The 22,189-nt window shown below is 40.9% G+C and carries 23 protein-coding genes; 11 read left to right on the forward strand and 12 right to left on the reverse strand.

The window, feature by feature from the left end:
• The coding region (locus FWE37_04065; GenBank protein MCL2520162.1) for an N-acetylmuramoyl-L-alanine amidase at window positions 1-760 on the forward strand (760 nt) is incomplete at its 5' end.
• 42 nt (window positions 761-802) lie between these two features.
• Here the strand turns inward: FWE37_04065 and FWE37_04070 are convergent.
• A complete protein-coding gene (locus FWE37_04070; GenBank protein MCL2520163.1) occupies window positions 803-1,612 on the reverse strand; it encodes a hypothetical protein in 810 nt (269 codons plus the stop codon).
• A gap of 266 nt (window positions 1,613-1,878) precedes the next feature.
• Between FWE37_04070 and eno the strand changes: the two genes are divergently transcribed.
• On the forward strand, window positions 1,879-3,195 hold the full coding sequence (eno, locus tag FWE37_04075) for a phosphopyruvate hydratase (protein MCL2520164.1): 1,317 nt from the start codon (window positions 1,879-1,881) through the stop codon (window positions 3,193-3,195).
• Between the two features lie 100 nt (window positions 3,196-3,295).
• On the opposite strand, the gene FWE37_04080 is transcribed toward eno, so the two are convergent.
• The 3 genes from FWE37_04080 to FWE37_04090 form a co-directional block, all read right to left on the reverse strand.
• Window positions 3,296-4,141 (reverse strand): C4-type zinc ribbon domain-containing protein, encoded by an 846-nt coding sequence (locus FWE37_04080; protein ID MCL2520165.1) that lies wholly within the window; start codon window positions 4,139-4,141, stop codon window positions 3,296-3,298.
• A gap of 153 nt (window positions 4,142-4,294) precedes the next feature.
• Window positions 4,295-5,617, reverse strand: a complete 1,323-nt coding sequence (locus FWE37_04085; GenBank protein MCL2520166.1) for a hypothetical protein — start codon at window positions 5,615-5,617, stop codon at window positions 4,295-4,297.
• Entirely contained in the window at window positions 5,617-6,387 is a 771-nt protein-coding gene (locus FWE37_04090) for a hypothetical protein (GenBank protein MCL2520167.1), read from the reverse strand. The genes FWE37_04085 and FWE37_04090 overlap by 1 nt, the downstream gene beginning before the upstream one ends.
• A gap of 139 nt (window positions 6,388-6,526) precedes the next feature.
• Here FWE37_04090 and lexA point away from each other — a divergent pair, with 139 nt between their 5' ends.
• Window positions 6,527-7,117 carry a transcriptional repressor LexA gene (gene lexA, locus FWE37_04095; GenBank protein MCL2520168.1) on the forward strand — a complete coding sequence of 197 codons (591 nt, stop codon included), beginning with the start codon at window positions 6,527-6,529 and terminating at the stop codon, window positions 7,115-7,117.
• A gap of 57 nt (window positions 7,118-7,174) precedes the next feature.
• Here lexA and FWE37_04100 read toward each other — a convergent pair whose 3' ends face one another.
• Complete coding sequence (locus FWE37_04100) at window positions 7,175-8,365, reverse strand: amidohydrolase (protein MCL2520169.1); 1,191 nt, start codon at window positions 8,363-8,365, stop codon at window positions 7,175-7,177.
• A 329-nt stretch (window positions 8,366-8,694) separates the two neighbouring features.
• On the opposite strand from FWE37_04100, the gene FWE37_04105 reads away from it, so the two are divergent.
• The gene (locus FWE37_04105; protein MCL2520170.1) at window positions 8,695-10,656 is read left to right on the forward strand and encodes a methyl-accepting chemotaxis protein; all 1,962 of its coding nucleotides are present in this window, start codon (window positions 8,695-8,697) and stop codon (window positions 10,654-10,656) included.
• Window positions 10,657-10,735: 79 nt separating this feature from the next.
• Here FWE37_04105 and FWE37_04110 read toward each other — a convergent pair whose 3' ends face one another.
• Genes FWE37_04110 through FWE37_04120 form a run of 3 tightly spaced genes read right to left on the reverse strand, consistent with a single transcriptional unit; the run spans window position 10,736 to window position 13,787 of the window.
• Window positions 10,736-11,323 carry a chemotaxis protein CheD gene (locus tag FWE37_04110; protein MCL2520171.1) on the reverse strand — a complete coding sequence of 196 codons (588 nt, stop codon included), beginning with the start codon at window positions 11,321-11,323 and terminating at the stop codon, window positions 10,736-10,738.
• A gap of 12 nt (window positions 11,324-11,335) precedes the next feature.
• A complete protein-coding gene (locus FWE37_04115) occupies window positions 11,336-12,772 on the reverse strand; it encodes a hypothetical protein (GenBank protein ID MCL2520172.1) in 1,437 nt (478 codons plus the stop codon).
• A gap of 34 nt (window positions 12,773-12,806) precedes the next feature.
• Entirely contained in the window at window positions 12,807-13,787 is a 981-nt protein-coding gene (locus FWE37_04120; GenBank protein MCL2520173.1) for a P-loop NTPase, read from the reverse strand.
• Between the two features lie 111 nt (window positions 13,788-13,898).
• On the opposite strand from FWE37_04120, the gene flhB reads away from it, so the two are divergent.
• The 5 genes from flhB to rsgA all read left to right on the forward strand — a co-directional run bounded on the left by flhB (window position 13,899) and on the right by rsgA (window position 17,593).
• Window positions 13,899-15,101, forward strand: a complete 1,203-nt coding sequence (gene flhB / locus FWE37_04125; protein MCL2520174.1) for a flagellar biosynthesis protein FlhB — start codon at window positions 13,899-13,901, stop codon at window positions 15,099-15,101.
• A gap of 39 nt (window positions 15,102-15,140) precedes the next feature.
• A complete protein-coding gene (locus tag FWE37_04130) occupies window positions 15,141-15,638 on the forward strand; it encodes a hypothetical protein (protein MCL2520175.1) in 498 nt (165 codons plus the stop codon).
• A gap of 136 nt (window positions 15,639-15,774) precedes the next feature.
• The gene (locus tag FWE37_04135) at window positions 15,775-15,954 is read left to right on the forward strand and encodes a hypothetical protein (protein ID MCL2520176.1); all 180 of its coding nucleotides are present in this window, start codon (window positions 15,775-15,777) and stop codon (window positions 15,952-15,954) included.
• A gap of 163 nt (window positions 15,955-16,117) precedes the next feature.
• Entirely contained in the window at window positions 16,118-16,636 is a 519-nt protein-coding gene (locus FWE37_04140) for a hypothetical protein (protein MCL2520177.1), read from the forward strand.
• Between the two features lie 30 nt (window positions 16,637-16,666).
• Window positions 16,667-17,593 (forward strand): ribosome small subunit-dependent GTPase A, encoded by a 927-nt coding sequence (rsgA, locus tag FWE37_04145; GenBank protein MCL2520178.1) that lies wholly within the window; start codon window positions 16,667-16,669, stop codon window positions 17,591-17,593.
• A gap of 81 nt (window positions 17,594-17,674) precedes the next feature.
• Here rsgA and FWE37_04150 read toward each other — a convergent pair whose 3' ends face one another.
• A complete protein-coding gene (locus tag FWE37_04150; protein MCL2520179.1) occupies window positions 17,675-18,202 on the reverse strand; it encodes a GNAT family N-acetyltransferase in 528 nt (175 codons plus the stop codon).
• 147 nt (window positions 18,203-18,349) lie between these two features.
• Between FWE37_04150 and thyX the strand changes: the two genes are divergently transcribed.
• Window positions 18,350-18,940, forward strand: coding sequence for an FAD-dependent thymidylate synthase (thyX, locus tag FWE37_04155; protein ID MCL2520180.1), 591 nt, complete (start codon window positions 18,350-18,352; stop codon window positions 18,938-18,940).
• Window positions 18,941-19,004: 64 nt separating this feature from the next.
• On the opposite strand, the gene rpsU is transcribed toward thyX, so the two are convergent.
• Window positions 19,005-19,214: a 30S ribosomal protein S21 gene (gene rpsU, locus FWE37_04160; protein MCL2520181.1), complete on the reverse strand. Its 210-nt coding sequence runs from the start codon at window positions 19,212-19,214 to the stop codon at window positions 19,005-19,007.
• Between the two features lie 220 nt (window positions 19,215-19,434).
• On the opposite strand from rpsU, the gene FWE37_04165 reads away from it, so the two are divergent.
• On the forward strand, window positions 19,435-20,343 hold the full coding sequence (locus FWE37_04165) for a M28 family metallopeptidase (GenBank protein MCL2520182.1): 909 nt from the start codon (window positions 19,435-19,437) through the stop codon (window positions 20,341-20,343).
• Between the two features lie 74 nt (window positions 20,344-20,417).
• Here FWE37_04165 and rsfS read toward each other — a convergent pair whose 3' ends face one another.
• Both rsfS and FWE37_04175 read right to left on the reverse strand, forming a co-directional pair.
• A complete protein-coding gene (rsfS, locus tag FWE37_04170; protein MCL2520183.1) occupies window positions 20,418-20,798 on the reverse strand; it encodes a ribosome silencing factor in 381 nt (126 codons plus the stop codon).
• Window positions 20,749-21,981, reverse strand: a complete 1,233-nt coding sequence (locus FWE37_04175) for a LytR C-terminal domain-containing protein (GenBank protein MCL2520184.1) — start codon at window positions 21,979-21,981, stop codon at window positions 20,749-20,751. Before FWE37_04175 ends, rsfS begins: the two co-directional genes overlap by 50 nt.
• Window positions 21,982-22,189: the final 208 nt, after the last annotated feature.

Raw genomic sequence — 22,189 nt, forward strand, 5'->3', positions numbered from 1 at the left:
TAAGTTAATAAAGGATAAACTTAACGGCTTTTTAATGAGCGGTAACGAAACTTTTCCTGAAGGTAATCCTCCCGGTGGTGATAGGCCTGCAACAGGTAATGAAATTCCTGAGCAACCTAATCCGCCGCAGCCGCCCATACGTATAGCTATTTCCAGCGGGCATAGCCATAGGCTTTGGGGATCTGAGAATCGCGCTACAGGTATGTTTGAATACTTAGAAAATGTTAAGGTGGTGGATAGAGTGCATGAGCTATTGGAAGAGCAGGGTGTGATAGCACATAAGTTTCATGATGAAGTTAGTAGTAGCAGAGCAGCTAATGATACACGTATTACTAACTGGCATAATAGTATTGAGCGCAGCCTTGACGTAAGCATACATTTTAATTCTTTTGATGTTACTAATAACTCAATAGCTGAACCTAGTGTAAATGAGCGCACACAGAATGTTATACGCGCCCCAGTAGGGCCAGAAGTGCTTTATAGAACAGGAGATACCGAAACTTCTAGAATAGCTCAAGCTATTACTAATGCTTTGTACGCTACTATGTACAACGACCCTACTATAATAGCAAGACGAGTAATAGTCCCTCGAAATGATTTACCTTTTTTAAATGATTGTAATGAAAACCCTATTCTTATAGAGGTGTGCTTTGTTAATAGCCGTACCGATGTGATTATTTACCATAGAAAATTTGAAGAAATTTGTCAGGCCATAGCTACTAGTTTAATAGAGGCGGCCATAAGCTTGCGGGTAAATTAAAAAGATAATTCATAAGCCCTATCGTTAAGATAGGGCTTATATTTAATGGCCATCGCGTAACCTTATTCCTTTGCTTGGATGATAACCTATAATATTCTGTGCCGATAACAATGGCCCAGTAGTAATTTCTGCCAAATGAGGGTTATTTCTAATATCAAGCTGAGATATTCCGGTACGAGACACACTCAACCATTCTAAATTAATATTATAGCTAATATCTAAGCTAGATATATGAGTACGGTCAAGACTAAGCCAAGTTAAATTAGTAAGGTTACTTATATCTAAGTCAACCAAAGGATTATTAAGTCCTAAATTAAGATAAGTTAATTTAGTATTATTACTTACATCTAATCTAGTTAACTGGTTGTCAACTAGATTAAGAATAGTTAAGTTAGTAAGATTACTTATATCTATATCAGTTAAGTCATTAAATATTACATTAAGAACAGTTAAATTGATAAGGTTGTTTATATCTATAGTAGTTAACAAATTAAAACTCAAATCAAGGTGAGTTAAATTAATAAGGTTACTTATGCTTATAGTTGTTAATTGGCCACCAGTAAGCTCAAGCCAAGTTAAACCAATTAAGTACTCAATGCCCTTTGCATTACTAACTCCATAACTACTACCTTTGCCTCCACCATCAGCACTAAGCGCTTCAATCCCCGCTAGTGCATCACTCAACCTCTGCCCCACTAAACCGGCATTAGGCCCTAAATGCTCCGCCACCACTCTTCTCAAATTTTCATCAGGGAACAAACTGGCCAGCGTAGCGTTAGCCGCTACCGGTAAGCCTTGCCCCTGTGCGTTTATGGCTATTAGTAATAAAGCTATAGTTAATATTTTTTTCATAGTTTTAGTTTAACATAGCTTGGGGTTAAAGTAAAGCTAAAATATTAAAGTTTGGCCTGTGGGCGTAATTTTGCGTTAAATATTTAGTGCCTATAGATGGATAGTTACCTAATATTAACTACCCATCTATAGTACCAATGGCAGCTAGGCAGCAATTTTACCCTGCCAAAAAATTAAAGTGAAGAATTAGCCTTTGGTAAAGTTACCCTTGTCAAAGTTGCTTATTTAGGATAAAATAACGATTATCTTATTAATAGGAGATTGTTATGAGCAGTGCAATAGAACACATACACGCTCGCGAAATACTCGATTCGCGCGGTAACCCTACCATCGAGGTAGAGGTTTATTTAGAAGATGGTACTACAGGAACCGCCGCCGTACCCAGCGGAGCCTCAACCGGCTCACGCGAGGCTATCGAACTACGCGATGGCGATAAAAAACGTTATTTAGGTAAAGGCGTATTAAAAGCCGTGCATAATGTCAACGAAACCATTGCCGGCGAACTAGAAGGTTTTGATGCCTTAAGGCAAGTAGACATAGACCGCACCATGCTTAAACTTGACGGTACCGAAAATAAAAGTAATTTAGGCGCTAACGCCATTTTAGGCGTAAGTATGGCCGCCGCCGATGCCGCCGCTAACTTTTTAGGTTTACCGCTTTACCGCTACTTAGGCAATGCCCACGCCAGTACTTTACCGGTGCCGATGGCTAACGTTATTAATGGTGGGGCCCACGCCGATAACAGCATAGATTTTCAAGAGTTTATGATTATGCCCGTTGGCGCCCCTAACTTCCGCGAAGGCCTGCGCATGATGGCCGAAGTTTTTCATACCCTACGCGGCTTATTGCACGATAACGGTTATGCCACCGGTGTAGGCGATGAAGGTGGTTTTGCCCCTAACTTTAAAAGCAACGAAGAAGCCCCCGAGTTTATTTTGCGCGCTATCGAAAAAGCCGGCTACAAAGCAGGCCCGGACGGCGATTTTATGTTAGCCCTAGACCCTGCCGCCAGCGAATTTTACGATGCCGACAAAAAGCTTTACATCTTTAAAAAGAGCACCAAAGACGAACTGACCAGCGACCAAATGGTAGCTTACTGGGCCGATTGGGTTAAAAAATACCCAATTATCTCGATTGAAGATGGTCTTGGTGAAGGCGACTGGGAAGGCTGGCAAAAAATGACCGCTTTGCTTGGCCACCAAATTCAGATTGTCGGCGATGACCTGTTTGTAACCAACAGTAAAATTTTACAAAAAGGTATCGATACCAAAACGGCTAACGGTATTTTAGTTAAGGTAAACCAAATTGGTACCGTAACCGAAACCATCGAGGCGGTAGATTTGGCCAAACGCCACAACTACACCGCCGTTATTTCGCACCGCAGCGGCGAAACCGAAAACACCTTTATTGCCGACCTTGCCGTAGCCCTAGAAGCCGGCCAAATTAAAACCGGCTCTATCAGCCGCAGCGACAGAATAGCTAAATACAACCGCTTATTGCGTATTGAAGAAGAGCTTAACCTATGGGGTGATGACATTGCCACTTATCCCGGCCGTAAAGCATTTTATAGCATTAAAAAATAACTATTCCGTTAGTTGTAAATATTTTTTTAATAATTATAGGCTTTGGTGCAAATTAAAAAATAAGCCCTCCGTTAGGAGGGCTTTTATCGATTAAAACTATTTAATTATCTTCGTAGTCGCCGGCCATATCGTCATCTATTAAAATGGGAGGCTCTTCTTCCTCTACATATTCTTCATCTATGAGGTCGGCTAAACCGGCCATATCATCTTCATCAAACGACACATGGGCAAAGTTTTCGCCGCCTTCTTCAAAGTAAATAACCCGGCTGCAATAAGGGCAAAAATAAATTTGATCGGCCACTCTTACGCTATTAAGAAATTGGGCCGGCAGCATCATATAACAACCCTGACAAACACCGCTTTTTACCGCCACTATGCCAATACCGGCTTTATTGCGCACAATAGTTTCAAATTTATAAAGTAAATCGCTGCTTAAACTAGGTACAATTACTTGCTCTTCTTTACTAAGCTCGGCTAACCTAAGCTGTTCTTGGCCGCTTTCTTCGTTAATGCGCCGGGTATCTTCTTGCTGCTGGGTTTCTGTTTCGGTAATAAGCTGCTCATCGGCCTCTAAGTTTTTTTGTATTTCGTTTAATTCCAGCTGAAGCTTATGGCTTTCTTTACGCAGCTCTTCTTCTTTAAGGCCGGCATCGTTAATTTCTTTTTCTAGTAATTCAAACTCGCGCTGGGTTTTAATAGAAGCCATTTGCTGCTCAAACTTTACCTTTTCGTCTTGTAAAGTGCTAAGCTCTATACGTAAAGCGGTAAGTTTTTTTTCTATAACTTGGGCGCTTTCGGCCTTTTCATCACGCATTTTACCTACGCGGCTTAATAGCTCTTTTTTTAGGTTAAGCTGTTTGGGTAGCTCTACTAAACGTTTTTCGATGGTATACTTTTCAAAAAGTACGGTTTGTAGTTTGCGTAATTTATCAAAGGTTTCTTGCATTTATTTAATCCTGTTTAATTCAAAATTACTTTAACTATAGCATTAGTTAATAGCCTTTGTCTAGTAATATTTAAAGGTGATAGCTATTTTAAAGCATCTCTTTCATTAATATAATCAGCTGTATTCATTTAGTTCTTACTTTTTAATTAAAAACTAATTTACCGTGTTGCTAAATTCTCTTACCTTAGGGATAAGCCCTTGCTCGCATAAATGGTCATAAAAATAACGTTCTACTTCATCGTTTTCGCAGGTGCGGCAAAAGTTTATAGTTAGCTGGTTTTTATAACTAATTACCCCGCAATCGCGGCGATTAATAGGTTTAGCAGCCGGGATAAAATCGACGCTCTCAATAAGTTCAGCCATCTCCGGCGGAAAGTTAATAGGCCCTAAATTACTAAGCACGCTGGTTTCTTGCTGCATAATGGTGCGGTGCAGCCGCCGTAAGACCGGCTTTTTTAAAGCCAACGGGATACCGGCCGCCAATAAGTGGCGTTCGCTGCGGATATTACGCGAGATAAACGGTAAAAAACGTTTGGCTACCAGCTCTTTGCGCAGGCTATGGTGCACATCGTTTAAAATTTCTTTAAAAGAGTACACACCTAAACGTGGGTCTATCTCCATATTTACTAAACCAATAAAATTACGCAAGGTGTTGCTGGCCATAATGCTGCGTAAATTAGCCGGTGTCGTTATACGGATAGCTTTACGGTAACGCGCCGAAGGCGGCAGTAAAAACATACGGTCTTGATAAGCGGCGGTGTAAAGGGTAACCAGCAGTTCGGTGAGCGAAACGCCATAACGATGGCTGGCATCGAGGACTTCATCAAGCGGCAAGGTAAATTGTTTAACTTTTAAAAAAGGCGGCGGCTCGCTGGGGGCTACCTCCCTAAAGGCCGAACCCTTGCGTAACGCCGGCAGCTGCGAGCCATAATCGGCCAGTTTTTTTTGAAAGAGGTCTTCTATTTCTTCAGTGTTAAAGGGAGTGGTAGGCCTAATAATGTCGCCGTAATTCTTAAATTCTTTGCCCAGCTGCGTAAAATATTCGGCCAAAATAGCCCGAAAAAATTCGATAGCCCCTTTGCCGTCGGTTACCAAATGGCTGGTTTCTAAAGCTATACGGCAATTATAAGCCTTTAACCTAAAAGGGTAATTGCCGCTTTTATTAACATTGTAATTAAAGCTCATCATAAAATCGCTGCATAACTGGGGGCGTTCAAAGTTCTCTTTAAGGTAGCTCCAAAATAAGCCGTGCTGAATGGTAGTACGCATAATAGGAAAACGCGGTAAAATATTTTCGAGGGCCATTTGCAGACGGCTGGCATTGATACGTTCGCTTAAAGTGGCCGAAAGCCTAAAAAGCATAGGCTGCTTATGGGTAATAATAGCCGGGTAAATAAGGGCCATATTATCCAGCGGGTAAATTAAGGGATTAGAGGCAGCGGTTATTTTATTGCCGTTTTTTGGCGAAGTTTTCACTATAAAATTTCCCTTTCGTTATTGGTGCGTTTAAGCTTAAAGATATGGTCAAAATTAAGGTGAAGCCGCAAAATGTAATGCAAATAAAATAAAAATAAAGCTATAGCTACCGGCAGCGAAGCGGCAAAAATACCTAAGTTAGAAAAAATGCGGCCTACCGCTAAAGGCAGCGAAAAATCTATAAGCAATAACGAGGCCGCTAAAGCCAGCATAAAAAACCCAATGATATTTAGCCCCCTTATACGTACATAACGCCACATAAGTAACGGCAGCCAAATGGGCATAACGATAGCCCAAATAATGGGCAGCCCTATATGTATCGACCAGCTTAACTTAAAATTGGCTATATCCAGCAAGATTAAATAGCCCGAAAGAGCGCAGCCCACGCCAAGCAGCACAAAAGGTACAGCTTTAACATTGGCCAAAATAATAAATAAAATGGCGGCAAAAACAATAGTAACAATTATACGGTAGTTACTAAAAGCAAAGTTGCCGGTAGTTAAAAAGGTGGCTAAATCGCTGCCTAGTAAAACTAAGGTACTCAAGATAGCCCCTACAAAAAGCATATTGAGCAATCTTTTTTTTAAGGCTTTAAAATCTACCTTTTTGCGTTCAATCCAAAAACTCTCTTGCTCTTCGGCGTGAGGTAACCGGCCCGTATTAAAAACAGGTTTTACCTCGTGTTCAAAGTTTTGTAAAGGATTCCCACAAAGCGGGCAAACACTTTGCCCGTCTTCAAAATATAAGCGGCAACGGCGACAGTAGTACATTGCCCTATATTATAACTATTTTTGGTATAAAAATCAATGGTGTTATGTTAGGCGGGAGCGCCCCAATGATACATCTTATTCCCATTTTGCCTTTAACCCTGTATACCTTAAGTTATTTGTAGTGTATAGTAAAGGTTAAATGAAAGAGCTTACTAACCGTCAAAAAGAGGTACTGGCTTTTATCCGCGATTATATTAAAAAGCAAAGCTACCCGCCAACGATGCGCGAAATTGCCGAACGTTTTGCTATCTCTACCAAAGGGGCTTACGACCATGTTAAGGCCCTAGAAAAAAAGGGGGTTATTAGCTGCGATTCTAAACGCTCGCGTGCTATAGAGATAACTAATGGCGATGAGGTTAAATTTATTCCTTTGCTCATTACGGTAAGCAGCGGGCTGCCGTTATTTAATGAAAAAAATTACGAAAAATATTTACCTATTGCTGCCGATTGGCTAAAAGCCGGCAACAACTATTTTGCCTTTAAAGTGCCCGATGAAAGTATGCTTAATGCCCAGATTAACAAAGACGATATTGCCCTTTTTTGCGAGCAAGAATCGGCCGAAGACGGCGATATTGTTTTGGCCGTAGTAGATGATGCGGTTACCTTAAGGCAGGTATTTATGGAAGGCAGCCGCATTAAACTACAAGCCGAGAACATTAATATTAAAGCCATTTACACCACTAATAGTTATATTATAGGTAAGCTGGCAGCCATAATACGCACTTATTAAGGAGCAAGGAATAGGTAGCAAGAAAAAAATTCCCCTCTATTCCTTGTTCCTTATTGCCTATTCTTTATAAACTATTTTCCCATCAATAATGGTGGTCAGCACTTTAGCTGTGGCATTAAAGGGGTGGTTATTCCATAAGGCTAAGTCGGCATCTTTGCCTACTTCCAATGAGCCAATCCGGTCGGCAAGGCCCATTATTTCGGCCCCATAAATGGTAATAGTTTTAAGGGCTTCTTCTTCGCTTAAACCGGCTTGCACACATAAAGCGGCACAAATATTTAGTTGTTGCAGCGGAATAACCGGGTGGTCGGTAGTAATACTGGCTTTAACCCCTATATCCAGCAAGCTTTTAATAGTGGTAAAGCTTTTATTTTGTACTTCGGGCTTAACTTTAAAAGTCATGGTAGGGCCAACAATAATGGGGTAGCCGCTGGCTTTAATGTCTTCGGCTAAAAGATGGCTTTCGGTAGCGTGGATAATTACCGTGCGCAGGTTAAACTCTTTACTCACCCGAATGGCGGTATAAATATCATCGGCCCGGTGACAATGAATGTGCATAGCTACTTCGCGCTTAAGCACAGGGATTAAAGCTTCGTATTTAAAATTAAAATCGGGCTTTTTATCGCCGTCGGTAACCCCCTCACGGCTTTTATCTTTTTTTTCGAGGTATTCGCGGGCTTTAAAAAAACTTTCCCGCAAGATAGCTGCGCTGGCCATACGTGTGTAAGGGGCTTTTTTAAGCCATTGTCCGTAAACGTTTTTAGGGTTTTCGCCTAAAGCGCATTTCATAGCAAGGCTGTTATTAATAACTAATTTATCTATATTATGGCTGCCGCCGGTTTTAACGGCGCAAATAAGGCCGCCAATCACGTTAGCGCTGCCCGGCGAAATAGCTACTGCCGTAACCCCGCCGCTTAGGCTATCGGTAAAGCTTTCATCAAAACCATAAATACCGTCTATAGTGCGTAGGTGCGGTGTAACCGGGTCGCTAACTTCGTTGTAATCTTCGCCTTCCCACCGTAAATTACTATTGGCTATCCCTAAATGGGTGTGGGCATCGATAAAACCCGGTAAAACATATTGGCCTTTGGCATCGATAACCTCAGCGGCTTCGTGCTCATAACGTGTTACATCGAGTTTTTCCATTTCACCAAGCTCATCAATTTTACCGTTATTTAATACAATAAAGCCGTTTTGGTAATTAGCTTTAGCCATAGTTAAAATTTTAGCATTTTTAATTAAAAGCATAGTAACTCCTTTTTTATTAAGTAAATTATAGCATAGCTTTTAAAAAAAATAAAAATTACGGCTACTTTATTTAGCAATCCGCAATAAATAGTGCCGGTAAAACAAATAATATTTTTATATTAAAGTAAAAGTATTATAACACCACACCACCATTTTAGGTTAAATTATTAAAATTTAAGCTATAAAATGGTTGTTTTTATTTTAAATATGTAGTATACTAGCCTTACTGTATATCCTTATTATATAAATTATATTGCTAAGTAAAACCATAAAACTTTTTATTAAAAAAGTTTTTGTTACTTTAATAACAAGAGGAGCTATGTAAGATAATGTTAAAATTTAAAAAGTTACGAACTTTTGCTGTGCTTATCATATCGGGTTCTGTGGTGCTGGTCTTTGGAGTGGGCCTTGTAGTGCTAGGCTCTTTTTTAGGGCGCTCTGTCTACAACTTGTCGGTTTACCTAGCCGAAGCCGAAGCCAGAGGAGTGGCCGATTTTGTAGGCGGTGTGGCTGATAACCATGTCGTTATTGGCGAAGCTATAGCAAATATGGCTAATGTGGCCGACTACGAAGCTCTAGGGGCCGACCCCATGTCAATTAAAATAGCTTATACACGTGATTTAGCCGCCCGTATGGCCGGTACCTTTAGTTATATGATGATAGTTAGCCCGGGCAGCTTTATTCCTGAGGATAGCCCGGCAAGAAGCGGCGCCGATGCGCTTGGCCAGTTAGCGGCCTTATTTGATGGTAACGGTAACCAAATTAATTTAAATAATGAAATATTTGATACTAACCAGCTCTTTATCCGGCAAGTTATGGAGACGGGCCGGGCCGCTGTCTTTCCTCCCTTTCAGTTTAGAGGTACTACGGTCGTGGGTATTAGCGTACCTGTTAGCAGCAGCAACCGCACACGGGCAGTAGCTACTGTATTGTTAGATGTATCTTTGATGTATGGGGTACTTAATGAGCATATTGTAGAAATGCATGGCCGAAGAGATGGTGTTTATGCCGTATTAATTACCAGCGATTACCAAGTGATGACCGGTATTGTTGCCGAAGGGCTTTCCACGACGCGTACACGTTTTACTGCCGGCGAGGCGCAAATTATTGAGAGCGGTTTGTCTGGCCAAAGACCTTTTAACTTTAGGTTTATAGATAGTTATGATGACCAACTCAGCATTTTTGTAGGTTATCCTATGCGTTTTCACCCCTCTACCGGTGAAGTATGGACGGCGGCTTATGTTATTCCTTTATCTATTATTAATATACCGGTAATTGCCAACCGTAATATGTTAATTGGCTTAGGTGTAATTATTAGCTTAATATTAATGGGTATAGTAATGTTTATAATGACAACCATAGTAAAGCCTATTTTAGCAGCTAAATATTTATTAGATAAAGTTTCGCACGGCGATTTAAGTTACAACCCCAACGAAAATGTTGCTATAAGGGTAGATATTAGAAAGGCCATGAACCGCAGTGATGAGCTGGGCGAAATGACCAATGCCTTAATAGAAACGCGTAAAACCCTAAGCAATGTGATAACCGATGTTTACCATAACGCCGATGAGGTAAGGCATGCCGCCACTGAGATACGTGATGGTAGTAACACCATAGCCAGTGGAAGTAGCGAGCAGGCTGCCAGCGCCGAAGAAATAGGGGCCAGCCTAGAAGAGATGAGCGCTACTATTAACTCAAACACCGATAATGCCGGTAAAACCGAGCATATTGCCAACGAAGCAGCTAAAAATGCCGAAGGTGGCAGCGCCGCCGTTAAACAAACGGTTGCGGCCATGAAGAGCATTGCCGAAAAAATTACTATAATAGAAGACATTGCCAGTCAAACCAATTTACTAGCCCTTAACGCCGCCATCGAAGCCGCTCGTGCCGGCGATGCCGGGCGCGGCTTTGCCGTAGTAGCCGGCGAGGTACGCAAACTTGCCGAACGCAGCGCCCAAAGCGCCCAAGAAATTAGCCAGCTTTCGGCAGGCAGCTTAAAAGTAGCCGAAAATGCCGGCCAGCTTATCGATGAAATTGTGCCGAAAATTCAGGAAACCGCCAGCTTAGTACAAGAAATATCATCGGCCAGCAGGCAGCAAAGTATTGGTATAGAGCAAATAGAAAAAGCTATGCAGCAGCTTGATGCGGTAATACAAGGCAATGCTGCCAGCAGTGAAGAGCTGGCCAGCAGCAGCGTATCGTTAAGCGACCAAGCCACCAGCCTAAAAGAACGGCTTTCGTTTTTTAAAATACAAAACGATGGCACTAAATCGCTACCGCATAATAAATAAAAAATTAATACCCGCAAAAAATTACCACCTAGCAAATACGCTAGGTGGTTTAGTTTTATCAAGCAGTAAATTAAAGGCCTTAAAACAAAATAACATCACCTTGTTTAACTTTTTGCTGCTGTACGGTTTGTACGTATTTGCTTTCTTCTTTGGCAACTTCTTCCACTTGTTTAGTAATGCGTTTAAGAAGTATTTTGGAGGTAGCAGGGAAAAAGATAACTTTACGCGGCCATTCGCCGCCCACATCTTTGGCTAATACCGGGATACGTTCGGTTTGTAAAAAATTAAGGGCAAAATTAATATTGTCTTGCGGTATTTTATTTACCCCGCCGCTGTAGGCGCTGGCCAGCACACTGCCGCCGCCAAAAACTTTGGCTTTTAAATCTTTTTTATTGCTGCCGGCCTTTAGCAGTTCGTTAATAAGTATTTCCATAGCAAACATACCATAACGGGTAATGTGGCCGTCTATATCTTCTTTGTCGGTGTTGGTAGAGGCCAGCATAAAGTGATTAAGGCCGCCGCTCTTAAGTTTTTCGTCGTACAAAGCTACCGATATACAACTGCCTAAAATGGTGGCAATAGCTTCGTTTTTATCGGTGGTATAATATTCACCGGGGTGAATGGTAACTACTTCTTGCTGTAATTGTCTATCAAATCGTCGTAACATAACTTACTCCATTTAAAAAAGGATTATTTCACTATCGTCTATGCCCTGCTCTACATCAAACCCTACAATTTCACCGGCTACCTTTTTATTAGATAAAATGGTAAAACGTTCGGTAAGTTTAATTATGCGCTGGCTTTTAAGGTCGTATTTAGTTAAATTAGCCTCTTTAAGTAATTGCTCGTGCCTTTCTTTTAGCGGCCCTTTAACAACTTCGATGGCCTGTTCGGCCTCCGTTAAAAAATTAATGGCTGTATCTATTTGGGTTACTTTATCTTTAACCGTAGTAAAATAATTTAAAAATTTATGAGTATACAAAGGCACATTTTTAATGATACCCAGCATTTCGGTATAAAGCGAGGCCAGCAGCTCGAGGGTAGTTACCAAATCGTCGCGGGTGTTAATAAAGTCGTAGTGCTCGTTAATGGCGGTGCTGGCGGTATCGTGCACTGTTTGCATTTCGGCAGCTACTACTTTGCCGATAATATTCATAGCCTTAAGTTCTTCTTCGTTATCGCCGGCTTTGTTTAAAAATTGCTGCGCTTTACGCAGTACAGCCCGGTGCGCTTTAATAATTTTAGTTTTTCTGGCAAAATAACGCAAGTAAGGTTCGTTAAGGTTAGCCAAAATATCTTTAATATTGGTTAATATAGCATTAACATCACAGCTTACTAATTGTCCTTCTTTATCGCTTTGGTAAATGGTAAACCTTAGTTCTTCCATTTGCTTTAAGATGTCGGCAATTTGTTCGATACGTTCGTTAAAGGCAACTTTAACCGTTGAGGCTAACTTTTTTACCTCGTTAATAATATTTTGGGCCAGCTCTAGTAAATCTACTTTAAAAGTTATTTTTTCTAGCTCTTCATCTAGCCCTTCTTCGTTATGGTACTCTTCGATAACCATAATTACTTGCTCGATAGATTGCCGCATAATATCTTGCTTTTGTATTTCTTCCATAGCCAGCAAAATGGGCCGGCTTACGCCGTTAGCTTGCTTTACGGTATCGGCCATACGTTTATCTAAGCCTTGCAGGGCCCTAACTACTTCGAGGGCTTTGTCTTCAAAGCTCATGTGGCCGGTATCGTAAAATACTTCGGTTAGGGTAAAAAGCTCGACAAATTCGCGCTCAGCTTTTCTAAGCAAAATATTTAAAGTTTTTTCATATTTGGCAATAGTTTCGTCGCTGCTGGTATTTAAAGTTAAATCAAAGTTGGCATGCGTACGCACAAAAAGGTTAATGTCTTCTTCGTGCGATAACTTCATAAATTCGGATAAGCCATAAAGCGAAGCAATAAAGGCATCAAATATATCGGTGCGTTTGCCCAGCCAAGGCGAAGCATCTTCATTTAGCTCGGTTAAAAGCACAGGTAAATTATCCGCTAACTCTAAGAAAATTTCTTCGCTTAGCTGGTTAAATTGCTGTAATGATGTTACTTCTAACTTTGTTGTCATTATATTTATCTTTCCTTGCTATGTTATCTCTACTTTATATATAGGCGCTTGGCTTTAACAGCAGCTTTTCGTCATCGCCGCCTAAAGGTAAAGCCCCTTCGTAATTAAAACGTTCTTTATCAAGGCTTATCTTTTCTATTAAAGGCGATAAGGCCGTAACAAAAACATCGCTACTGTAGCTGCTTACTATAGGTACACGTTCGCTTACACTTTGCCTTACCCGCTCGGAGTAAGGTAAAGCGGCCACTAGCTCCAGCTGAATGCCCAGCTTTTTTTTAACAATTAAGCTTAACTTGTTAGCCCACTCGGTATCTTTGGCGGTACGGCTCATGTTAAAAACCAGCTTTGGTTTTAATTTGTTAATTTCGGCGGCTACTTTTTCGGCGGCTAAACTATTTTTGGCTTTAAGCTTGGCCATTAAATGCTCAAACGATAGCTCCGAACCTTCAATACGTTCTTTTACAAATTTTAAAATTATTTCACGCTCCTCCGCATTGGGCGGGTAAAGGCGGTAAAGCGCCCTAAAAACCGTTGTTTTTATAAAACTATAGCTGGCCATAATGCTGGTTATTTCGGGGTTAGCAACAATAATACCGCTGTAGCTTGCCAAAAAAAAATCGACCACTGTGTAACTAGAGCCGGCTCCTAAATCTATAATTACATAATCGGCAACTAACCCCCGTAATTCCTTAATTATCCGTTCCTTAAAACTTTGGGCTATGTTATGGGTGCCCGGTAACATGGCATCGCCGGCTATAAAATGCAGCCGCTTGTAAGCGGTAGGGGTAACTAAATTTTCCAGCTTTTTTTCATGGCCATGCAGCAAATGGCCAATACCTTGTTCATCACCTTTTATCCCCATACCCAATAATAAGTGCTGGCTGGCGCCGCCTAAATCAAAATCGGCAAGTACAACGGTTTTGCCCTTTAAACTTAAACTTAAAGCTAAACTTAAAGCTATTATACTTTTACCAACGCCGCCCTTGCCGCTGGCTACGGGTATTACTTTTGCCACTTAATTGTACTTATCCTCTCAATAATTATAGCATAAAAAATAGTAATTAACAACAGTATACCTTTAGCCAGCTAAAGGCTTGCCGATATTTTAATTAACCCGGTTACCCTAATGAAAGATAACGAACTTTTAAAAAATAAAAATTTAATTACTGCAAATAAACACCTAAGTAATGTTTGCTCCTTAAAAGCCACGAGTGGCGCCGGTTGGATACCTTTGCAGTTTTTTGCTGCCGAAGATGAAGGCCGCAGCGAAGCCCCTACCGAACGCAAACTTAAAAAGAGCCGCGAAGAAGGCAAGGTGGCTAAAAGCCAAGATTTAGGCGGAGTTTTAGTACTTATTTTTTCGTTAATAATAATTGCCGTTATGGCCGGCTGGTTGGTGCGTAACTTTGCTCAAATGATGCAGCTGGTTATAAGCCGGGCCGGTATGGTAACGACGGCCAGCGCCACTTTTGATAGAGAGCTGGGGGCGATATTTTTACGTTACTTTTTTTTACTAACTATGCCTGTTTTTGGTATAAGCTTTGTGGCCGCTTTTATCGGCAACATTATGCAAGTGGGCGTACTTTTTAGTACCAAACCTTTAAAGCCCGATTTTAAAAAAATTATCCCCAACTTTGGCCGTTACCTTAAAAAAAATGTGGTAGGGGTAGAAGCTTTATTTAATTTAGGCAAAATGATAACCAAAGCGGCACTCATTGCTTTTTTTGCTTTTTTTGTTTTACGCTCTAGTGTAGATAGGTTGGTAGCTACTCCTTTTACCTTACTTACCGATAGCGCCGCTTTTATAGCCGAGCGGGCCTTTGTGTTAATGGCAATGGCCGCGCTGGTTATGTTGGTAATAGCGATTATCGATTTTTTCTTTCAAAAGCGACAATACACCGAAAACTTAAAAATGACTAAACGTGATGTTAAAGAAGAAATGAAAGAAGACCTTGGTAACCCCTATATTAAAAGCCGTATTAGGCAGCGTATGATAGAGCTGCTTAGCGCCAATATGATTCAGAACGTGCCTAAAGCCGATGTGGTGGTTACTAACCCTACGCACTTTGCCATAGCCATAGAATACACTCCCGGTTCTTATGCCCCGCGTGTAACGGCTAAAGGGGTTGATAGTATTGCTTTAAATATTAGGCGTATAGCCGAAGAACACCGTGTGCCTATTATCGAAAACAAACCTTTAGCCCGCGCTTTATACGATACGGTAGAGGTAGGCGATGAAATACCGGAGGAATATTGGGAAGTTACCATCACTATTTTACAAAAAGTTTATCAAATGACAGGTAAAAAAGTTACCCAAAGCTATAGCTAGCTTTTGCGGCAGCTGCCTTTTTATGTTATACTCTTAGCCATGAATTTAGCAGGTTTTATTATCGTTAGTGTTATTTTGGTGTGGTTTATTGTTTTAGTTATAGTAACCGGCCGCTTAATTTTTATTAAACTAAAATTTAAACAGCTACAAAACGATGGCCGCTTTACAGGGGCTAAACTCTTTAATTTTTATACCACCACTTTTATTTTAATAGGTAAAGAAACTTTGGCCGTTAGCGATAGCCTAAAAAAAACTATCTTTATTAATAAACAGCACTTAAGCCATTGGCAATTTTTAAGCGATGAGCACGAAGTTAGGCTGCCTTTTGGCGCCTATTATCATTCCGAGTTATTTACCATGCACCTACTCCTAAAACATAACGAGCAAAGCACAAAACTAACCTTAGTTGGCTTGGGCGGCCGTTATATAACGGGTCAGCGTAAAGGCATACGTAAAGATTCGTACAAATACGAACAGCTTATCGATAAAGTAAATCAATTGGAACAAGAACTAAACAATATTGATAGTTACCATTAACAAAAACGGTTGTTACTTACTAAATACCCATTCCTAAACTAAATTAAAAGCCTTTTTAGCGTGTATAGACTTTAACAAAAAGATAAATTATGTTATAATACTTTAATAATCGTCTGTTAAGTAATAACTCTATTTAATGAAAAGAGGTATATATAATGAAGTTAAAAACACGCAGCGTTTTAATAATGCCAGCGCCGCCGAAGAAATTAGCAGCAGCGCTCAAATGTTAAATGAGCAAGCCACTTTGCTGGAAAAAGAAGTAGCTTTTTTTAAAATTAAAAAAAATGAGAGCGAGCAGCGTTTAATTGGCCGCTAACGGCTTGTAAGTTGTGTGGATAAATAAGTAAAAATTTTCTCACTTTTTTCTAAAGTGAGTCTTTACCCCTCCGAAAGTTTACCTTACGGAGGGCAGGCTTGCCTGCCTTTAAGTAAAAAAGATGATTAAATCTTTAATTTTTATTTACAGGAGGGCTATATTTATGGCCAACAAATTAAACCACGCAGTTAAAGCAATTTTAAACAGTTATCCTATTTTTCCTCAAGGGCAAGAGAAAAACGGTTACTTTTTAACCAGCCACATTTTGTTATGTAAAGCCGAACGCGGCGATTGGAAAAGTATTAAACACTTTTTAACTTACCTTTTAAAAGACGAAGAAATGTCTAAAAATTTTAACATCGCCCTTAAAAAGGCTATGGTTACGCATTTAACGCCGCTAGAGGAACAAGATGGTTATTTAATGCTGGCGTACCTTTTGTTAGACCAAGCCTATAACTACAACGGCAAAGCTTTAAAGTTTTTATTTGATTACTTAGCGGCCGAAGAAGATGACGAGGAAGAAGATGAACCGCTACCCGCTAAAACCCCTGCTTTGCCCAAAAAACAGCGGCAGGAGAGAGTTATAGATGGACCAATAATTATGGGTACGCTGCCCGATTTATCTTTATTAAAAACGGCCGATAACCCGGCGGGTGAGCCGGCTGGTTATAAACGCTCTTGACCTCTTGGCTTATCTATATTAAAGTAAGCTATGCAGCAAGCTTTAGTTATATACGGTATTAATAATCTGTTTACCTTGAAAATGGCCGACGGCGCTTTGCTGGAGGCAAGCATTAAAGGTAAAACCCTTAATGTAGATAAGCTGGATTACAATCCACTGGCCTGCGGTGATAGAGTTACGCTTGATGAAAACAAGCAAATTACTCAAAGGCTGGAGCGTAAAAATAGCCTGCAAAGGCTTAATAACAAAGGTAACTTACTTAAAATACAAACGCTTTGCGCCAATATCGATTTGGTTTTATGCGTGGTAGCTATTAACCAACCGCCTTTACATAGCCGCTTTTTGGATAGATTGCTTATAAGTGCCGAAGCCGGCGAAGTGCTGCCGGTTATTGTTATTAATAAAGCCGATTTAGCCATTAATGACGAAGAGCTGGCCCATATTAACTTATACCAAAAATTGGGCTACAAGGTTATTTTAACCAGTACCGTTAATGGGCAAGGTTTACCGCAGCTTAAGGAGTTATGCCATAATAAAACGGTGGCCTTAATGGGGGCCAGCGGGGTAGGTAAAAGCAGCTTGCTTAACCGGTTGCTGGGCATAAATTTAAAAACAGCCGAGCTTAATAAAAAATTTAAACGTGGCAACCATACCACCAACTATGCCATCTTTTTAGAGCAGCCCGCCGGCGGTTACCTCATCGATACACCCGGCGTACGCAGCCTTAGCCCGCCCATCACAGAGGCCGAGCAGCTGGCCGGTTACTACCGCGATTTTACCCCGCATATAACTAACTGTGCCTATGCTAACTGCTTGCACCTTAACGAAGAAGATTGCGGCATTAAAGCAGCTGTCGCGGCCGGCTTAATAGATGAAAGCCGTTATCGTGGTTATGTTAAATTAATAGAAGAAATTAGTGAGCAAAGCCGGCAGATAAGCCGTTATAAAAAAATGTAAGGCAAAAATGAACGGATTAATTAATAATTATGCTGGTTATTAATGCCCCCAGTTACACCGGGGGAGTTATATTTAGAAAAGTTATTTTAAAATATATTCGCGCTCAATATCGATAGGGACACGCGGCTCAAAAATTTCCTGCGCTAAAACGCAGCCTAGTTTTTCGTAGTAAGCTTGCGTTTCAAAGGCCGGGTAGGTGCTAATGTAAAGTTTTTCGGCCCCGCACTCTCTAGCTTTGTCGGCTATTAATTTAAACAGTTCTTTGCCTATACCCTTGCCGCGCTCATTGGCATTGGTGTAAAGGTGTTCCAGCTTCATATAGTGGTTGCGGCTGCCGCAGCGTTCGCTTTTTAAAACCCCAAAGCCTAGTAGTTTGCCGTTTTCGTTAAAGGCCCCAAACAGGTAACCGCCGGCCGCTAAAATTTTACGCATATCAACAATTTTTTCCAGCTTTTTATCGCTGTCCCAGTCTTTAACTAAAGTTTCGTTTACTAAAGTTAAGTTATAGTCATCATCTTTAATATAAAGCTGGCTAACCTCTTGCCGGCGGCTAAATTCGGCCAAAAAGTTATCGTTTAAATCTTCTAAAATTATATTGCGGTAAAGCACTTAATTTTTCTCCTAAAGCTTTTAGTATAAGCTAATTAATAATTTAATAACTATTCTAGCAAGAGTAAGGCTTGTTTGTCAACCTAAACAGGCCGATAATAATTAACAACCATTATGCAAATAATTAAAGCAAATTACCACATAATTATGGCCGAAAATGGCGAAGCTTTAGCCAAACGCCTAGAGCAAGCGGCGCGTCTATGTTACAAGAGCGAAGATAAAATTACCGCCGATAGTTATATAAAATTTATTAAACTGTTAATTAACAGGGGCCACGAAGCTATGCTGGAGCATGCCGGCTTTAGCGTTAAATTTATTTGTGATAGAGGAGTATCGCACGAAATAGTACGCCACCGTATTGCCAGCTTTGCCCAAGAATCTACCCGCTACTGTAACTATAGTAATGATAAATTTGGCAGCGAAATAACGGTGATAGAGCCCTGTTTTTGGCCTAAAGATTCGGCTAACTACAACGAATGGCTGGCCGGTTGCCGGCGTGCCGAAGAGGCCTATTTTAAATTGCTGGCACAAGGAGCCACCCCGCAAGAGGCCCGTGCCGTATTGCCTACCGGCCTAAAAACCGAGCTCTTGGTAACCACAAATTTGCGCGAATGGCGGCACTTTTTTAAGCTGCGTACGGCTAGTGATGTGCACCCGCAAATGCTGGAGCTAACCCGGCCGCTTTTAACGGAACTAAAAGAACTAATCCCCATTGTTTTTGATGATATAGTTTTTTAAAGGCAACGATATTGAAGTTAATAAAAAATTAAAAAAGGCCGCTTTAGGAGCGGCCTTTAATAGCTTAATATTTAGTGTTACTTAAAATTCGTCTATTTTTTTTAGCTTGCTTACGGATTAAAGCCTTTCTTTTACGGTTATTCTCTACAGAGGGTTTTTCATAAAACTCGCGGCTTTTCCACTCGCGGATAATACCTTCTTTTTCTACCATACGTTTAAAACGTTTAATGGCTTTCTCCAAAGGTTCATCGTCGTTTACACGAATATTTGCCAATTTAATCACCCCCTTATAGCTATGCTACCTTTAATAATTTACAGCCTAACGGCCGTAACGATAACTAAGTTACAATTTATCGGCCGCTAATGTCAAGGGCCGCCGGTAGCTTTTTGGCAAAGATTCCCTTCTTTAAGGTTATAATTAGGGTAATTATCTAAAATAATTGTTAGCTGTGGTGCAGGCCGGCCAGCTTTATGGTATTATATAATTAAAGCCCATGAACGATTTACCGCCCGAACTTAAACACGACCTAACTGCCTTTACTAAAAGCTCTAACCGCTTTGAGTATATTAGGCAATGGTTAAAGCGGTGCGGGATAGAGGGCAAAAAGATAGAAACACAAGGGCTAAGGCATTTATTGGTACGTTTTAACGGCCCTTATGACCAGCAAAAAAAAGTTAAAACCTTAGTAGCTCACTACGATAAATTACCTTTTACCCCCGCCGCCAACGATAATAGCGCCGCCGTCTTTCAGTTAATGTGCCACGCCGGGCGGCTGGCGGCCGGCGGCCGGCATGGCAATACGCAAATTTTATTTACCGATGGCGAAGAAATTATCGATGGGCCGCTCTCTAAACAAGGCAGTTACCAACTGGCCACTATTTTTAAAAATTATGGCATAAGCAACTGCCAGTTTTATGTTTTTGATATGTGCGGTATCGGCGATTGTTTGGTGCTTGGCGGGGCGTCATCGATAGTGCTGGAGCAAGCTATGCGCGAAGGCCGCATTAAAGAGATATTTTACCACGAAGCCATTAACGAGCTGGCTATTTGCGCCCAGCTGATTAAAAGCTTTCAGGGCCGTAAGGCCGATTGGATTTACGCCCTTTTTAGCGATGATTTAGGCTTTTTGCTTAATGGGTACCCCGCCGTCTTTTTTTCTACCCTGCCTAGTCAAGAAGCCGCCGTTGCTCATCAAGATTGGAAAAAAGTTTTTAACAGCCAAAGCGCGATGGATAGCCTTAAGCGTGGTTATCTTAACAGCGAGTTTCAAAATATTATGCGGCCGCTTTTGCCTAAAAGCTGGCAAACTATGCACACCATTCATGACACCGTAGATAAGCTAGAAAAACGTGCCTTTGTACTAATGGAAGAGTTTTTAAATTTTATATCGTTTCAGGTATAACCACAAAGCGCTTTTAGCGGGGTTCGTGGTTATATTTCTTTTTTCTTTTGTTATTTTTTTATATTGAGCCGTTTTTATAGCGCAGACCAACTGGCTTTCTCGGCGGCGGCCCATAACTCTTCTAGGTTATAAAAAGCACGGTGCTCGGCGCTAAGTAAATTTACTACAACACTGCCGGCATCTAATAATAACCAGCCATTTTCGGTTTGTTTATTGGCACTGCTTAAACGGCCGGTTAATTGGCGCTCTTTTAACACATCGCTGCATCTATCTAACAGGCTAAAGCCGTGCCGCTCGCTGGTAAAAGTGGCAATTATAAGATAATCGGCCCAGTCAATCACTTTTTCGCCGTTTAAAACAACAATATCTATGGCCCCTGCGCTCTGTAAAGCAGCGGCTAATTCTTTAGTTAATTCCATCACCTTCGATACCCACTTGTCTGACAAATTGTCCATCAAAATCCCTTCCTAAAATTACCTGTATATCGGCAAGACTGTTACTGCGCTCTGCTTCATCGTCATAAATATCGGCTATACTGTAAACCCGGCTGGCCCCGATAGTTTCGGCTATACGGTAAGCGGCATCAAGGTTGCCCGATAAATCGAGCACTACGGTATAAATAACATCGTTGGTAGGGGCATTACCTATGGTTAGCACCGAAAAGCCCATACTTTCAAAACGTTGGCGGGCTTGGGCCGCAAGGCCGTTACGGGTTGTGCCGTTTTGTATTTCGATACGGCGCGACCATACTTCGTTAGCTACCGTTTGGGTGCTGCGCAGCATAGCGCTTACTTGGTTTACGGTTTCGCGCACTAAAAGCCCGTTATTATAAGGAAACAAAAGCGGCTGGTTTTCTATGTTACGGGTATTACCGCGTATATTTTGCCTAGATAAACTGCTGGTATCAAAAAAAGCTATTTCGTTAAGCAGTACATCAAAGGCACGGCCGTTCATATTGGTGGTTACGTTGGCCTTTAAAACGGGCATCGTATGGCGGTTAGCCAAAAATAACGAACGGCTGCTTAATTTGCTAAAAAAAGCCTGCATAAAACGATGGCGGCGTTCGGTCCAAGCCGAACTGCTTTCGCTATTATTTTGAATACTTAAAAATTGCCTAGCCGTATTGCCATCTAATAAAACACTGCCGGAGGGCAAACTAATAATACCGCTCGTTGTTCTTTCAAAGATAGGGGTGCCAATAAATAACTCTACTCCGCCAATAAAATCTACCCATAAGCTAAGTTCTTCTAGGGTTAAAAAAAAGTAAAATGGAGGCGTACTTAAACCCAGCAAACGGCTTACGGCATTTAAGTAGGCCGTAGGATTATGAGGATTAAACACCGAATCTATTCTATCTACCCGGCCAACCTCGCTAAAGATAATACCGGTATTGGCAGGTATATCAAATAAAGCCCCGCGTTTAGTATTGCTATTGTAGAGTAAAGCCGAGCTTACAATTATTTCGTCATCGTTATAAATAACAAATAAGATAGCGGCCTCTTGCTCACGCAAAAAGGTTTCGGATAGTACATCGTTACGTCCTTGCAAGTAAAAGTAAACAATACAAGCAACTATAAATAGTACTAAAACTACCAAAATGGCATTGCTTTTATTTAAAATGGCGCCTTTAATATCCATACCCCTACTATAAAAACTTTTTATCTTTTAAACAAGGGGCTGGTTATTGTGTAACTATCCCTTTATAGCTACTAAAGATTTAACGCAAAATTACACCCGCAGGCCAAACTTTAATATTTTAGCTTTACTTTAACTGTAAGTTATGTTAAACTATTACTATGAAAAAAATATTAACTATAGCTTTATTACTAATAGCCATAAATGCACA

It is taken from the genome of Spirochaetaceae bacterium (genome assembly GCA_009784515.1).
Lineage (GTDB): Bacteria > Spirochaetota > Spirochaetia > WRBN01 > WRBN01 > WRBN01.